Origin of the sequence: Clostridium sp. ZS2-4, assembly GCF_026719745.1 — a bacterium.
Lineage (GTDB): Bacteria > Bacillota > Clostridia > Clostridiales > Clostridiaceae > Clostridium_H.
In genome coordinates this window covers 176,826-192,557 of sequence record NZ_JAPPRQ010000044.1, presented here as the reverse complement: position 1 = coordinate 192,557, position 15,732 = coordinate 176,826, and the positions used below count along the sequence as shown (strand labels likewise).

General features: G+C 30.7%; 11 protein-coding genes. 7 read left to right on the top strand and 4 right to left on the bottom strand.

Going from position 1 to position 15,732, the window contains the following annotated elements; all coding sequences use genetic code 11:
- Positions 1-189 precede the first annotated feature (189 nt).
- Both OIO11_RS07930 and OIO11_RS07925 read left to right on the top strand, forming a co-directional pair.
- Entirely contained in the window at positions 190-1,233 is a 1,044-nt protein-coding gene (locus OIO11_RS07930; RefSeq protein ID WP_268070907.1) for an HD-GYP domain-containing protein, read from the top strand.
- A gap of 278 nt (positions 1,234-1,511) precedes the next feature.
- Complete coding sequence (locus OIO11_RS07925; protein WP_268070906.1) at positions 1,512-3,503, top strand: hypothetical protein; 1,992 nt, start codon at positions 1,512-1,514, stop codon at positions 3,501-3,503.
- A gap of 258 nt (positions 3,504-3,761) precedes the next feature.
- On the opposite strand, the gene OIO11_RS07920 is transcribed toward OIO11_RS07925, so the two are convergent.
- Positions 3,762-5,762: a fructose-1,6-bisphosphatase gene (locus OIO11_RS07920; protein WP_268070905.1), complete on the bottom strand. Its 2,001-nt coding sequence runs from the start codon at positions 5,760-5,762 to the stop codon at positions 3,762-3,764.
- 592 nt (positions 5,763-6,354) lie between these two features.
- On the opposite strand from OIO11_RS07920, the gene OIO11_RS07915 reads away from it, so the two are divergent.
- Together OIO11_RS07915 and OIO11_RS07910 are read left to right on the top strand one after the other, a co-directional pair.
- Positions 6,355-7,035 (top strand): response regulator transcription factor, encoded by a 681-nt coding sequence (locus OIO11_RS07915; RefSeq protein WP_268070904.1) that lies wholly within the window; start codon positions 6,355-6,357, stop codon positions 7,033-7,035.
- Positions 7,032-8,537: a sensor histidine kinase gene (locus tag OIO11_RS07910; RefSeq protein WP_268070903.1), complete on the top strand. Its 1,506-nt coding sequence runs from the start codon at positions 7,032-7,034 to the stop codon at positions 8,535-8,537. Before OIO11_RS07915 ends, OIO11_RS07910 begins: the two co-directional genes overlap by 4 nt.
- Positions 8,538-8,693: 156 nt before the next feature.
- Here the strand turns inward: OIO11_RS07910 and OIO11_RS07905 are convergent, their stop codons facing one another.
- Both OIO11_RS07905 and OIO11_RS07900 read right to left on the bottom strand, forming a co-directional pair.
- Positions 8,694-9,632 (bottom strand): transposase, encoded by a 939-nt coding sequence (locus tag OIO11_RS07905; RefSeq protein WP_268070902.1) that lies wholly within the window; start codon positions 9,630-9,632, stop codon positions 8,694-8,696.
- Positions 9,633-9,703: 71 nt separating this feature from the next.
- The gene (locus OIO11_RS07900) at positions 9,704-10,939 is read right to left on the bottom strand and encodes a S1C family serine protease (RefSeq protein ID WP_268070901.1); all 1,236 of its coding nucleotides are present in this window, start codon (positions 10,937-10,939) and stop codon (positions 9,704-9,706) included.
- Between the two features lie 569 nt (positions 10,940-11,508).
- Here OIO11_RS07900 and OIO11_RS07895 point away from each other — a divergent pair.
- The gene (locus tag OIO11_RS07895) at positions 11,509-12,681 is read left to right on the top strand and encodes an NAD(P)-dependent malic enzyme (protein ID WP_268070900.1); all 1,173 of its coding nucleotides are present in this window, start codon (positions 11,509-11,511) and stop codon (positions 12,679-12,681) included.
- Between the two features lie 186 nt (positions 12,682-12,867).
- Here OIO11_RS07895 and OIO11_RS07890 read toward each other — a convergent pair whose 3' ends face one another.
- Complete coding sequence (locus tag OIO11_RS07890) at positions 12,868-13,770, bottom strand: polysaccharide deacetylase family protein (RefSeq protein ID WP_268070899.1); 903 nt, start codon at positions 13,768-13,770, stop codon at positions 12,868-12,870.
- A 316-nt stretch (positions 13,771-14,086) separates the two neighbouring features.
- Here OIO11_RS07890 and OIO11_RS07885 point away from each other — a divergent pair, with 316 nt between their 5' ends.
- Both OIO11_RS07885 and OIO11_RS07880 read left to right on the top strand, forming a co-directional pair.
- Entirely contained in the window at positions 14,087-14,935 is an 849-nt protein-coding gene (locus tag OIO11_RS07885; RefSeq protein WP_268070898.1) for a DegV family protein, read from the top strand.
- 78 nt (positions 14,936-15,013) lie between these two features.
- The gene (locus tag OIO11_RS07880; protein ID WP_268070897.1) at positions 15,014-15,583 is read left to right on the top strand and encodes a TetR/AcrR family transcriptional regulator; all 570 of its coding nucleotides are present in this window, start codon (positions 15,014-15,016) and stop codon (positions 15,581-15,583) included.
- Positions 15,584-15,732 lie beyond the last annotated feature (149 nt).

The window sequence follows — 15,732 nt, the reverse complement described above, 5'->3', positions numbered from 1 at the left end:
ACATATTTTTATGACTGCGGATAAGCTGCTGGTCAATGATTACTGATAAATAGGAGTGTGTACTAAAGGTTTTATATAAAATTTCCAAATAAAAGTACTATATTTATATACTTTATATACGATAATAAAACTGGAAATTTAATTTGAAGTTTTATTAAATTTAATAAAAAATAAGAAGTGGGTGTGTTTATGAGATATGTTCCATCAAACTGCTTAAGGGAAGGCATGGTTTTAGGAAAGAATATATATTCTCAAGGTGGAGTAGTTTTACTTGCAAGGGATGTTGTATTATCGCAAAAATATATTGCAGACATTCAGAAAATGGTAATTAATGGTGTGTATATTGAGGACAGTATATCTGAAAATATAAAAATTGAAAATGTTATATCAGAAGAATTAAGAATTGGTGCGGTTAAAGCTATTAGGGACATTTATAATAATCCTAAAAGTATAATTAAAACCTTGAATACGGTAGAGTATATAGCTAAAAACATGATAGAACAAATATTATCAAATAAAAGTATTATGATTAATATGATTGATATAAAAAACTATGATGATTATATGTACAGCCACTCGGTTAATGTTGCAGTTTTAGCTGGGGTAATAGGGATAGCATTAAATTTAGATAATGCAAAATTGGAAAAACTAGTGACTTCTGCGCTGCTTCATGATATTGGCAAGGTTTTTATACCTAAGCATATTATGAACAAAACAGAAAATCTAATGGATGATGAGAAAAAGACAGTGCAATCTCATGCAGAGAAAGGATATAGATATATAAAGCAGTTTTTCAATATTCCAGTAACATCATATGTAGGAATTCTTCAGCATCATGAGCGATATGATGGAAAAGGATATCCAGATGGGAAGAAAGGAGAAAACATATCTATTTTTGGAAGAATAATCTGTATTTGTGATGCTTATGATAATTTGATTTCAGAGACTCCTACCAAAAAGGCGTATCTCCCTTCAGATGCTATTGAATATATTATGGCTCATAATGGAACTATATTTGATCCCAAGCTAGTTAAAATATTTTTAAAAAAAGTGGCACCTTATCCTTTAGGTACCATAGTAATGCTAAGCAATGGAGAAAAGGCCATTGTTATTCAAAATAATGAGGTGTGTTCAACTCGTCCTACAGTAAATTGTTTAGAAAGTGGAAGTGTGTTTAATCTTACGGAAGATTGGAATTTAAGGAATATTACTATTGTTGGGGTGGAAAAATAATATATATTGAAATTATCAATATTCATTACTTAATGATCAATTTATGAAAAAACTTCAACCAAGTTTTAATACAATGAATAGTATTTATTGCAACTTATATATAATGGACTTTAGGAAGTTGATAGTTTGCGTAGAATTTAAGTGGAATCATATTTTTAGAATAAAGAAATTTGTAAAAAATAGCATAATGAGATAGATTTATTTAAGTAAAATGGTTTATAATAGAAGATAATGTAGATTTTACGATATAAATTATACGCACCTAGAGGGGGATTAAATTGATTAAGAAAATGCATCAAAAGTTAGTTGGGATTTTGATATTAAGTTTTATGTTTATATGTTTAGGAGGACAAGCTGTAAAAGGAGAAACAAATGGTATCCTGGAAGTAGATAAGAGTAAAGTATGGAAGATTAATTTTTCTAAGAAAGTAAAATTGGATGAAAGTACTAAAAGGGAAATAAGTGTAATTAATGAAGATGGGAAGAAGGTAAACATAAGCTTGGAACTAAGTGAAAATTGCAAAGCTATTTTAGTTAAGCCCCCAGTAAAGCAGTATAATGAAGGAGAAACCTATACTTTAAAGATTGGAACAAATATTTATTCAACAAGTAATGCTAAATTAAAAAAGAGCAAGGATACAAAATTCACTATAAAAAAAGTGGACAGACATGCAGGAGATGAGAAGATAAATGATGGTGACACCATAACTTCAGAAGCAGGAAAAGAATATATATTTGACAGAATAGATAAGTTGAAGGATATTAATGGTAAAAGTGTAGTTTATACCAATTGGAATGCTTCAACATATACTTTGAATAAATTTAATTCCAATAAGATATACATTGAGAATAGTAAGGGAGCAGAGGAATTGATGCTTCCAGCAAAGATTAATGGATGGTTTGGAATATATGTAGGGTATGTTACGGGAACAGAAGAATTTAAAGTAAAGGGAGCTGGAAAGGAAGAAAATATTAAGATAGTAGAAAAGAACAATGAAGAACAATATCTTAAAGAAGCTTTTGCTTTTGCAGCAGAATTTAAGGATGGAACTGTTTCTATTGCAGGTATAGATGGTAAGAAGGCAAGGATAGCATACATAAAATTAGCAGGGTTAACGCAGGAACAGGTTGATTTATACAAAAGATATGATGAATATAGAAGCTATACCAGAGTAGTTTATAATAATGATGGGTTTACAGATTTCTTCTGGGGCAAATGTGGAAATGAGGAGGAACTAAAAAATGTAGTTGTTGATTCTGTAAGAGATGCAGGAGCAGGAGAAATTAATTATGAGATAGGGACTACAGGGCTATTAAATTATAATAGTATTTATGCAGGAAAACCCTTTGAAGATTCACACAAATATGATTCTTATATTAGACAGGGAGATAAACTGGCAAGAGAACAGATATTGAATATATTGGATATAGGAAAATCACCTTTACAAATTGCGGCAGATAGAGGTAAAGAAAAGAGAATCAGAGTAAATGCATCAATGCGTATGAATGCATTTTACAGTGCAATGGCTACAATGTTTTTAAATGGAAATATGTATGATGAATATGCGAATTGTAAGCAAAATAACAGTCATTTATTAAGTTATTTCTATCCAAGATACAGGCAATATGTAATAAACGTATTAAAAGAAATTGCAAGTTTTGATAATGTGTACTATATAAATCTTGATTTTTGCAGATATCCAAATGTTATGGGAAGTGAAGCAACTGCAGACGAAAAAATCAAGATTATGAATGAATTTATGAGAAGTGTCAGAAGAGAAATTCCTAACAAGAAGATATCAGTGAGAGTGCCATATCTTAATACTCTTTCTTATGGACTTGATGTTGAGACTTGGGTAAAGGAAGGTCTTATTGACAGATTAATTCCTTCATCTATTGGCTTTGAGGATTTTTATGATTTAGATAAATTTGTTGATATGGTTAAGGGAACAAAAGTTGAATTATATGTTGGAATTTCAGCTAATCTTAAGGGTCAAGATTTAACTAAGGAAACGGAAGAACTAATAAAAAAGGGGTTACTTGTTCCTCAGAATGAATACTTAACTGTTGAGGATTATCTTGTTAGAGCTCATGAGGCGTATAATGCAGGAGCAAATGGAATTTTCCTATTTAATACTCTTACTGACATTGATTTTACAAAGGAGTATTCTCCAAAATTCAATTTATTAGGGGACAAGATGAAGGTTAAAAAATGGTATGAATTTGAATATCCTTCATATTTGATTCACGACAGGGTTAAAATTCAGTAACCAGTAACCAGTAACCAGTAACCAGGTGCTAGGTGCTAGGGAAAAAATAAGAAAGTTTAAAGTGGACAGAGCATAGAACATAGATGATAGAGAACAGTTAAGGATATTTTGCTAAGATAAAATTAAAAATGAAATACAAAAACCTAGTATAACCAAAGGTTGATACTAGGTTTTGTTTTTTTGCTTTTCTGTAAGGAAAACTTCTTTAACTCTCAATTTTCAATTCTCAACTGTCCTCTGTCAATTGTCCTCTGCTTTTTATTCCCGTTCCCACTTGTTTTCTTTAATAAGACCTTTGCGGTATGCTACAAGCAGCATTTCCAGATCTTTAATTTGTTTTTTTAGCTCTCTACCTATATCAGTATCTGCAACTCTTTTTCTAGTTAAGGCATGTTCTAATATAATTGTAGAAGATAAAATATCCTGTTCTTCTTCTATGGCTTTTGTTATGGATTCAAAAGGTTCATGAGATGTTAGAAGAAGACCATAGGAGTTATAGATTAAAGTATATCCTGCTATTCCAGTTTGAGGCTGATAAGCTCTGCAGAAGCCGCCATCTATTACTAGGAGTCTGCCATTTGCTTTAATAGGGCTTTCGCCTTCTTTAGTTTTAACAGGTATATGTCCATTTATTATATGAGAAGTAGCAGGATCCAAATCAAATTCTTTGAATATGTTTTTGCATAAATCTGAGTCATCTCTATATTTATAATAAGGATTCCTGTCCTCTGTATGGGTTTCGTTACTATCTATAAAATATCTTTCAAAGGTAGTCATTCTGTGTTTACCAAACTCTGGGGAATCTGGACCACACCACAAGTACCACATCATATCCATAGCAAAAAGTTTTTGTATAGAGTCACTTTTGAAGAAATAAGCTTCTCTTGCCAGTGTATCAAATTTATCTAATAGGATTTTACCTTTATATTTTTTATCACCGATTCGTATTTCTTTAAAGCTTCCGTCTTCATTAAGCGGAATGCAGCTGTGATAAAGCAGATTAGAATTATATATCAAATACATGCTTCCTTTACTGTACATGAAACGAATATGTTTTTGAAACTTTTCGCTGTGAATAAAGGAACGTTTTAATTTAGCAATCAAGCATTCTTCTTGTGGAGTAAGCTTATATGGATCTTTAGGGTCGATAGTAGGAAAATTTTTATCATTAAGTGTATATGTTTTTCCGTAGATATCAATTGTACCTTTTTCATAATTAATTTTTTCCAATAAAAGTCTATCATCCATTAAGAATTCTGGGTGGTTTTTAATAATTTGTCCTTCAAGTTTAAACTGAATAATAGAAATAGACTTGTGCATCTTTGAAAGAAGTTTAAGGTCTTTTGGGGTTAGTTTCTTTTCTATTGTTCTAGGAGTAAAGCTTTTGCATGAATCGTTTTCATAAATCTCCATTGCGAAAGTTGCAAGGGGAAGCAAGTTTATGCCATATCCATCTTCGATGGTATTTAAATTGGCATATCTTAGTGAAATTCTAAGTACATTGCATATGCAGGCTTCCGAACCAGCAGCAGCACCCATCCACAAAATATCATGATTTCCCCACTGAATATCTATAGAATGATGTTTCATCAGCGCTTCCATTATTATTTCAGCCCCAGGACCTCTATCATAAATATCACCAATAATGTGAAGTCTATCTACTGCAAGCTTTTGAATAACTTTTGAGATAGCAATTATAAATTCAGGGGAACGGTCAAGGTCAATTATTGTATTTATTATTCCGTTGTAATATTCATGCTTATTTATTTTCCCATCTTGTTCATGTAGCAATTCTTCAATAATATAGGCAAAATCCCTTGGAAGAGATTTTCTAACCTTTGAACGGGTATATTTTGAAGAAACCACTCTGCATAGTTCTATGAGTCTATATAGAGTTATTTTATACCAATCATCTAAATTCTCTTCTGTGCGTTTTATTAAATCCAGCTTTTGTTCAGGATAATAAACTAAAGTGGCTAGATTGCATTTTTCACCTTCTCTTAAGGAATTTCCAAATATATCATCTATCTTTCGTTTTATAACACCTGAAGCATTTTTTAGCATATGAGTGAAGGATTCATATTCTCCATGAATATCACTGATAAAATGTTCAGTACTTTTTGGTAGATTTAAAATAGCTTGTAGGTTGATAATTTCTGTACTTGCAGAAGAAATATCAGGATACTGCTTTGCAAGCAGGTCTAAGTAGCGTAAGTCATTTTTGATTAATTCCATATTGTTCTCGTCACAGAAGGTCATGAGTTTTCCTCCTTTAATATTCTCCTTTAATATTTTTCTTTATTTCTTTAATATTAATATTTTGGTGATAGTTGGTGATAGTTAAAACAAAATTATATATTAATATAGTTTATATCGTTACAATACCAATAATAGTATAGCATAAATACTGGTATGTGTTAATATATTGTTTTGAAAAGCATATAATATTTATTTTTACTATTTACTACGTTTATATTTATAGGTGTTTATTTATTTATGATGATAAAATATCACGAACATATCCAATTTACCATAAAATGTAAAAAAATACAATAATAATTGGAAGAATTGGTGGAAAAATTGGGGTCAGGTCACAAAAAATTCAAACAATTTAAATATAAAAAATGGGGTCATGTCACAAATTTGCCGTGAAATAATTGGGGTCAGGTCACAAATTTTCTGCAAAGTATAAACATATAACAATTTTATAGAAAAAGATTGGTTGATACAAGATGTAATAATTCAATAGTATATAGTATAATAAAGGGAAACTTAATTAAAATAGGTTTTTTATTTCAGCTAAATTATAGTTGAATTAACCTAGGAAAGTTACGATTTTAGAGGTGATATGGTGGAACAAAGTATTTTAATAGTTGAAGATGAGAAAAGAATGAGGAAACTTTTAAAGGATTATTTTATTAAAAGTGGCTATAAAATATATGAGGCAGAGAATGGTATAAATGCTCTTGAAGTATTTAAAAATAATAGAGTAGATTTGGTAATCCTTGATATAATGATGCCTTATATGGATGGGTGGACAGTCTGCAAAAATATAAGGAAAAATTCAGATGTACCAATAATTATTTTGACAGCTAGGTCAGACGAAGATGACAAACTTTTAGGATATGAACTGGGTGCAGATGATTATGTTACAAAGCCATTTAGTCCCAAAGTGTTAATTGCTAAGGGCAAGGCAATGTTAAAAAGGACTAGTTCAAAAAATAACACTGAATATTCTATTATGAATTACTATGGACTAGAAATAAATGAGTTATCTCATGAAGTAAAGATAGATGGGGAGGATGCAGTGCTTTCACCAAAGGAATATGATTTGCTTTTGTTCTTGGCTAAGAATGAAGGAATTGCATTGAGTAGAGATACAATCTTGGATAAAGTGTGGGGATACGATTATTATGGAGGATTAAGAACAGTAGACACTCATATCAAAAGACTTAGAGAAAAGTTAAAATCAAAGGCAGAGCTTATCAAAACTGTCAGAGGAAGCGGTTATAAATTTGAGGTGAAAAAATGAAAAAAAACATTACCTTAAAATTGTTTATAGTAACAGCAGTATTTTTTATATCTTTTATAAGCGTACAACTTATTTTTCAGTCTTTGTTTTTTCAAAAATTTTATATAAGTAGAAAAACAAATAACCTTAAAACTGCCTTAGAGAAATTTGAAAAGGATTATGTAAATAATATTGGGAATAGCAAAAATACTTTAGAAAATATTAGAGAATTTGAAGAGGCTAATAATGCAAAAATAGTAATTTTAGAAAGTAATGGATTACTTAATTATATAACGGATTATGAAAATGAACTGAAGGATTCAGTAAAAATAAAAGTAATAAGGTCAATAATTCATCAATGGACATCTAATCCTGAGGCTTTTTTTAAAATGCAGAACAAAAATGAGACAATAACCTATGTTTTTGATGATAAATTTTACAATATAAAGAATATTGTTAGTGTAAATCCTATATTGGTAAACAATATTCCCGCTAAGGTTATTTTTGCTATGTCATCTCTGCAGCCTGTTGATGAAGCAGCCAACGTGATGAAGGAATTTTATATATACATATATATATCAGCTGTGGGATTGATTTTAGTATTATCATTTATATATTCGGGGATGATATCAAAGCCATTAGTAGATTTAAATAAAACGGCATCAAAAATGGCTAGACTTGATTTTACTGAAAAATGCCAAGATGATAGAGAGGATGAAATAGGAAATCTTGCCCATACATTAAACTTTTTATCAGAGAATCTAAAGTCTGCTTTGACTTCTCTTAGGTCATCTAACGAAAAATTAAAGCAAGATATAGAAAAAGAAAAAGAGCTTGAAAAGATGAGAAAAGAATTTGTGGCATCTGTTTCTCATGAACTTAAAACTCCCATAAGCTTAATTGAGGGATACGCAGAGGGAATAAAGGATGGCATTGTTGAGGGAGAAGAACAAGAATATTATTTAGATGTAATTATAGACGAGTCTCAGAAGATGGGAAGCCTTGTGTCAGATATGTTAGAACTTTCAAAGTTAGAATCAGGAAATGTTAATATAAATATTAAAGAATTTGCTTTAGATAATGTAATAGTAGAGATTATAAAAAAACTAAATGGGGTCAGGTTACAAAAAAAACAAGATAAAAATGTTGAAATTATCACAGATATTAAATGCAATTTAATAGTTTTAGGTGACGATATAAGAATAGAAGAAGTTGTAACGAATTTTTTAACTAATGCAATTAGGCATACTAAGGATGATGGGAAAATATTCGTTAGAACTATATTTAATGATGATAAAGTGCTAGTTGAAATCGAAAATGAAGGACAGAAAATACCACAAGATGAACTATCGAAGATATGGGATAGATTTTACAAGATAGATAAATCAAGAAATAGAAGTCTTGGAGGTACTGGATTAGGGCTTGCCATAGTAAAAAATATTTTGAAGCTCCACAATAGTGAATATGGTGCAAAAAATACTGAAAATGGCGTTAAGTTTTATTTTACGTTAAAGTTAAGCTAAAGAAGATGGAAAGATTATGGACAGGTCACAAAAATTCAGCTAGAATTTTTGTGACCTGTCCATAATCTCTGTAAATTCGCAATCTGAAATCATAGCTTGTCCTTGAACAAATTTGAAATATAAGAGTTAAGAGGAGAATTTTTAAAAAATAATTGTTTATGCAGAAGGCATATTGCTATATTCAATAAAGTCATTAATAATATTTTTGTATTCTTTATTAATAAAGCTAAGACCATTTTCACTTAACGCCCATACATTTGAAGAAGTTACATTACCGAGTATTGATCCAATATCTTTCAATGTTAATCCACATATGGATCGCATAAGAATTACGCATAAAGACTTTATTTTTGAATTTTTATGATTATATTTCACGTGTGCACAAAAATCATCCCCTACATATTTAGATACAAAATCTATGATTTGTTTAGGAGTGAAGGTTTTATTAACTAAAGATTTTTTGTCAGAATGATATTTGTAAGATTCGTTTTTAAACTCAATAGTTTCCTTCATATCAATATGACTAAATTGATAAACAAAGTCTCTATATTTTTCCCTAGCGATTCCTCTATCACTTGGATGAAAAAATGACAGTATATAATCAGTGTTTAAAATGTTTAGATAATCTTCTCTTAGGCCTAAATACACTCCAAAGCTGCAATATTTGAAACGTTCCATTTTCCCTATGTAACCAGCAACATCTTTAGGATTATTGTGGATATAAGCTGAAATGTTTAATTCCGCACAAGACATAGATAAATCAGCATCAGCTTTAGCAGGAACGCTCTTGAATCTATCTGCAAAAACATGACCATGTCTCTTATTTGTTCTGTTATAATACATAGCAAAGCATTGTTGAATATATTTCATATAAATGCTTATATTTGATCCGTTAGAATAAATTAATAAGTGAAAGTGGGTATCCATTATGCAATATGAATAAAGAACAAAGTTATATATTTTTTGAGCTTTTTTTATTATATTCAAAAAAACTTCTTTATCTTTATTGGTTTTAAATATGACTGTATCACTACTTCCTCTATTCATGATATGATTTGTTCCATATAGATCAACAGTTCTCACAGATCTTGCCATAGTATAAACCTATCCTTTCTAGTTTGTTGGTTAGTGANAAAATTTGTGACCTCACCCCACTGATACCACTGTTAATTTTCAGCCAGCTTTAAGCTTAAAGCTTTTTTCTTCCCATCTCTAACAATTTCTATATTTACACTATCATTAACATTATGTTTTTGTTTTAATTCATTTAATTCTTTTGCAGTTTTAACTGTTTTACCATCAAACTTAGTAATAACATCCCCAGGTATTAATCCAGCTTTTTCAGCAGGGCTGAATTCTTCAACTTGCTGTATATATATTCCTACAGGGATATTATATTGCTTAGAAAGCTTAGTATCTATTTCTCTTGCTCCAATACCAATTTTTAATATAGGTTTTAAGAGATGTTCAATTTCAGGCTTAATTGCATTAATTGGGATAGCGAATCCCATACCTTCTATTTGATTTCCGCCAATTTTGGCACTATTAACCCCAATTACCTGACCATATACATTTACAAGAGCGCCACCACTGTTCCCAGGATTTATAGCAGCATCAGTTTGAATGTAATTGTGCTTTTGTCCATTAATAGCTATTTCTCTATTAACTGCACTTATAACTCCAGAAGTTACTGTACCTAAAAATTCCTTTCCAAGAGGATTACCAATAGCTATAGCTGGAGCACCAATTTGAAGACTATCTGAATCACCAAATTCTGCTACAGCAGGTACTTTTACTTGTTCAGTTATTTTAATAACAGCTATATCCATTTCTGCATTATAATTTACTAGCTTTGCTGGGGTTTCTTTGCCGCCATTGCCGGTATTAAAAATTACGTTTATTTGTTTTGCCCCAGCCACAACATGATAATTTGTAAGAATATAACCTTCTTCATTAAATATTATTCCTGATCCCATACCTTCCTGTTGCTCTGGAAAACCAAACATATCAGTAGAACTTATACTTTTTGTAGATACACCTACAACTGCGGGTCCTACTTGTTTTGCTACATTTGCCACAGAAAGTGGAACCGTATTTGCTGATGTTTTATTAACATTGCTTATATTATTCTCACTTTGGATTGGTTGCTGCTGAGAAGCTGCTTGGTTAAAATATTTTATAGTTGCTATTGATGAAACAGTACCACCTAATGATGCAGAAATTAGACCGATAAGAACATAAGATCCGATTCTTTTGCTTAATCCTTTTCTTTTTTTATTCTTTGCTGATATATAAGTTTCATTTTTTATATATTGATTTTCCATAGAATTAGGTTCAATAATTTCACCTTCAATAAATTTTCCTTCATTATTTAAATCACTATCATTATTAAATATGCTCATATATACTACCTCCTAATAAATTCATATAATTACCGACAATTCTAATACTTTCTTTGAATTAAATTTTGCTGTATGCTTTTCAAATATAAAAGTTCTAGAATACTGCTACAACTTTTATAGTTTAGCCTAGAATAATTATTAATATTTATTCTATGCATAACAATTGGAATACTTTTTTCAATTGGAAACTTTTGTGAATAATATTTTATTGCTGTAAGTATATAATAACTTTCTTTTGTTACAGTTTGATGACAAAGTTATGAATGAATTTTAAAAAAGAAAATTTGTGACCTGACCCCATTTATTTCAGTTAGTTTTTAGAAATGTAAAAGTATGATCTTGAAAAATTGTGACCTGACCCCATTTATTCTTTTATAATATATAATAGAAGTATATAATAGAAGTATAATATAAGAAGGAAGTTTAAAAGTATAATATAATAGAAGAAAAATAAAATAATAAGTACAAAAGTGTTGGAACAAATAATGAAAATTCTACTACAAAGAAAAGAGCAAGTAATAAACAGAATAGTAAGTAAGAAAAGAATAGAACAGAGGAGGAAGATTTTGATGAACTACAAAGAGCTAAGTTTAAAAATGCATGAAGAAAATAAGGGGAAGGTAGAAATAGTATCTAAGATATCTGTAAAAAATAGAGATGACTTAAGTACAGCATATACACCAGGAGTTGCTGAACCTTGCAAAAAGATCCATGAAAATGTTGAGGATGTATATAAGTACACAGCTAAAGGAAATCTTGTAGCAGTAGTTTCAGACGGAACAGCAGTACTTGGACTTGGAGATATTGGACCAGAAGCCGCAATACCTGTAATGGAAGGAAAAGCTATATTATTTAAGAAATTTGCAGATGTAGATGCTTTCCCAATATGTCTTGACACAAAGGATGTTGATGAAATTGTAAAAACAGTGAAATATCTAGCACCAACCTTTGGTGGCATAAATTTAGAGGATATTTCAGCACCAAGATGTTTTGAAATCGAAAGAAGATTAAAAGAAGAGTTAAACATTCCTGTATTCCATGATGATCAACACGGAACGGCAATAGCTGTATCAGCAGGACTTCGCAATGCATTAAAATTAGTAGGGAAAAGTCTTGAAGATGCAAAAATAGTTATAAATGGTGCAGGTTCAGCAGGAATTTCAATCTGTAAACTTCTTATACTTCAAGGAGCTAAAAATATAGTTATGTGCGACAGACAAGGTGCGCTAGTTGAAGGTGCAGACTGGATGAATGGGGCACAAACAGAAATATCGAAGAAAACAAACAGAGAAATGCAGTCAGGAACATTAGAAGAGGTTATTAAAGAAAAAGATGTATTCATAGGTGTTTCAGCACCTAATATAGTGACAGCAGATATGGTTAAAACAATGAATAGAGATGCAATTATATTTGCTATGGCAAATCCAGTACCAGAAATAATGCCAGATGAAGCTAAAAGAGGTGGAGCGAGAGTTATCGCAACAGGGAGATCAGATTTTCCAAACCAAATTAATAATGTTTTAGTATTTCCAGGAGTATTCAGAGGAGCTTTAGATGTTAGAGCAACTGATATTACTGAAGAAATGAAGGTTGCGGCGGCAATAGCAATTGCAAATATAATTACAGATGAAGAATTAAATGAAGAATTTATTATTCCAGAAGCATTTGATGAACGAGTAGCAGCAGCTGTAGCGGGGGAGGTAGCGAAAGTTGCTAGAAAAACAGGAGTTGCACGAATTTAATATATACCTGAAGACATAATTGATTACAAATATATATAAAATAAAAAAACATAGCATGGGTTTTGTCCATGCTATGTTCAAAAAAAATGTGACCTGACCCCAATTTTTATTTTTGATTCAGAAAAAATGTGACCTGACCCCAGTTTTGGGTTCGAAATTGTATGGAAAAATTGTGACCTGACCCCATTAATAATAGTCTGGATTTGTTACTCTTCTTATAAAGGTATCCAAGTCGAAAAAGCCACTTATATATACTCTGTCCAGAGTTAGAATGCCGTCGGATTTATCGGACCATTTTCCAGCTGTGGTAAATGCCATTTTGTAGCCTGCATTCTTTGCAGCACGCAGAGTTTCTTGATTATATTTTCCAAAAGGGTAAGCGATATAGTTTACTTCTCTATTTAAAGTTCTTTCCAGATATTCCTTTGAAGATTTTAATGTTTTTAACTGCTTATCATAAGGAAGCTCTGATAAATTCTCATGACCCGCAGTATGACTTTCAATTGCCAAGCAGTTTTTGTCCAATTCTTTCAGCTGATTGGAGAGTAAATAGTCTTTTCCCTTATCAATAGCATTTGTTATGACAAATATGGTTCCTTTAAAGCCGTATTTTTTAAGTACGGGGTATAGCTTCGTATAATTGTCCAGATAACCGTCATCAAAGGTGAGTACTATGGATTTTTTAGGAATAGCCTTATTATTTTCAAAATAGTTATATAGCTCTTCCATTGACAGAGTAGTATAATTATTATCCTTTAAGTATTTCATCTGCTTCTCAAGGTTTTCAACAGGAAGTCTAACAGGGTTATCCTTTTCATATCCTATGGAATGATACATTAATACAGGAATCCCTACGTCTTTTACCACTTCTGTTTTAGCATGAGAAATAAAGTTAGCCTCTGTATTTGAATTGCTTTTAGCTGTTTCAGCAGTCTCCGTGGAAGTTTTATCAGTATTGGAATTTGAGGAGTTAGAAACTGCAATCTTAGAAACTGCAACCTTAGGAACAGCTGATTTATTATTGGTGCAGCCTATTAAAAACATCACAATGCCGAGAATTGTGCAAGAAAGCTTTAAATGTCTCTTCATCAGATACATCCTTTCATAAGTTATTCATAAGGTATCATAAGCTATATAAGAAAATTTCCTTTACAAATCATATATTAGGTAATAAAATTAAATGTACGCTAAAAATTTACAGAATATTAATATTATGATATTAATTAAAGAAATAGATGAAATATTTACAAATAGTATAACACGATATCCATTAATAACGAACTATAAATAATAAATTTTTTTTAACATAAAATACTACTATTAAAGTATTATTAAAGTATTATTAAAGTATTATTAAAAGGGAGTTTAGAGCGTTTAGCAAAAGAAAAGAAGGAGGGAAAAATTGGTGAGTAAGATTGCTTTAATAACTGACACTACAGCAGATTTAACAGAAGAAGTAATAAAAAAATATAATGTAAAAGTACTGCCTTTCAGGATAATTTTTAAAGACAGAGAATATAAGGATAGAGTAGACATTACACCAGAGCAGGTTTATGACAGACTTGAAGAGGAGATGCCATCTTCATCTCTTCCATCGATGCAGGATATGCATGATATGTTTAATAAATTAGAAGAAGAAGGATATACTCATGCAATTGCAGTAACATTATCATCAGGTTTATCTGGAATTTCGAATGCTGTAAAGTTAGCAAGTGAAAGTCATGAAAATATAACTACGTATGTATGTGATTCAAAAGCAATTTCTTGGGGAGAAGGACTTCTTGTAGAAGAATGCGGGAAGATGATAGAAACAGGAAAAACTTTCGAAGAAATAGTTAACACTTTGCCTTCAATGGTAAAGAGAGTGCATGTATTTTTCGTAGTTCAAACCCTTGAATATTTAAAAAAAGGTGGAAGAATAGGTAAAGTTTCAGGCACTATAGGAGAAATTTTAAATATTAAACCTATAATAGCCACAGGAGAAGACGGAAAGTATTTTACATATGATAAAGTCAGAGGAAGAAAACAATCTCTCAGCAGACTTATAAACATCTTTAAAGATGTTACTCGAGATAAAAAATGTAATGTATATGTAATGCACGGTAATGGATATAAGGATTCACAAGGGGTATATGAAGAACTAAAGAAGCTTGACAGCGTAGAATCCATACAAGTTGGAGGAGCAATAAGTCCAGTTTCAGGAATGCACAGTGGACCTGGGTTAGTTGGAATTGCATATATGGAAAAAGAGTAAGCAGATGTAAAGGTTTATAAATTTCTATAAACCTTTACAAAGGTTTTGGTAAGTTAAATTCAAAAAGGGGGAGGGTTCGTGCCTAAAATTATAGAAGATATCGAGACAAAAATACTAAATGCAGCCTATGAACTTTTTTGTGAATGCGGATGGCAAAATACAGATATGAGAAAAATTGCAGCAAAAGCTGGAATAGGAGTAGGAACTTTATATAATTATTATGAAAACAAAAACCAACTTCTTATAAACGTTTTTAAACTCAGCTGGCAGAATACAGTGATCAAATTAGAGAATGCAATGAAAATACAAAGTGAACCCAAAGAAAAGATAAACTTGTTTATGGAAATATTGCATGATGGTCTGAATTCCAGAAGAAATATTGGGCGTTTATTAAGAAATAATGCCTCAGAAAGAGAATTTGAAATCATGATAGATATGAGAAAAGAATTTTCAGATAAATTGGTTAAAATGATGCATGAAATAATGGCAGAGTTAAAAGCGAAACATGGACTTAGGATCAGAGAGGACATGGAATATAGATTCAGTGAAGCTTTTGTCATATTAATGACCATAGAAAATTTTATATACAAAGATGAAAAAGAAGAAAATATCAGGTTTATTAATGAATTGCTAAAACTTATATATTAAGTTCTAATGTGTAGAATCATCATTGAAACTTATATATAATACTGCTAATAGTGTAACACCGAATCAAATATACTTATATTGACAAAAAAATCTCATTGAAGTATATTTAAATTAATTATAACTGATTGTGGGTGTGATTTTTTATGAAC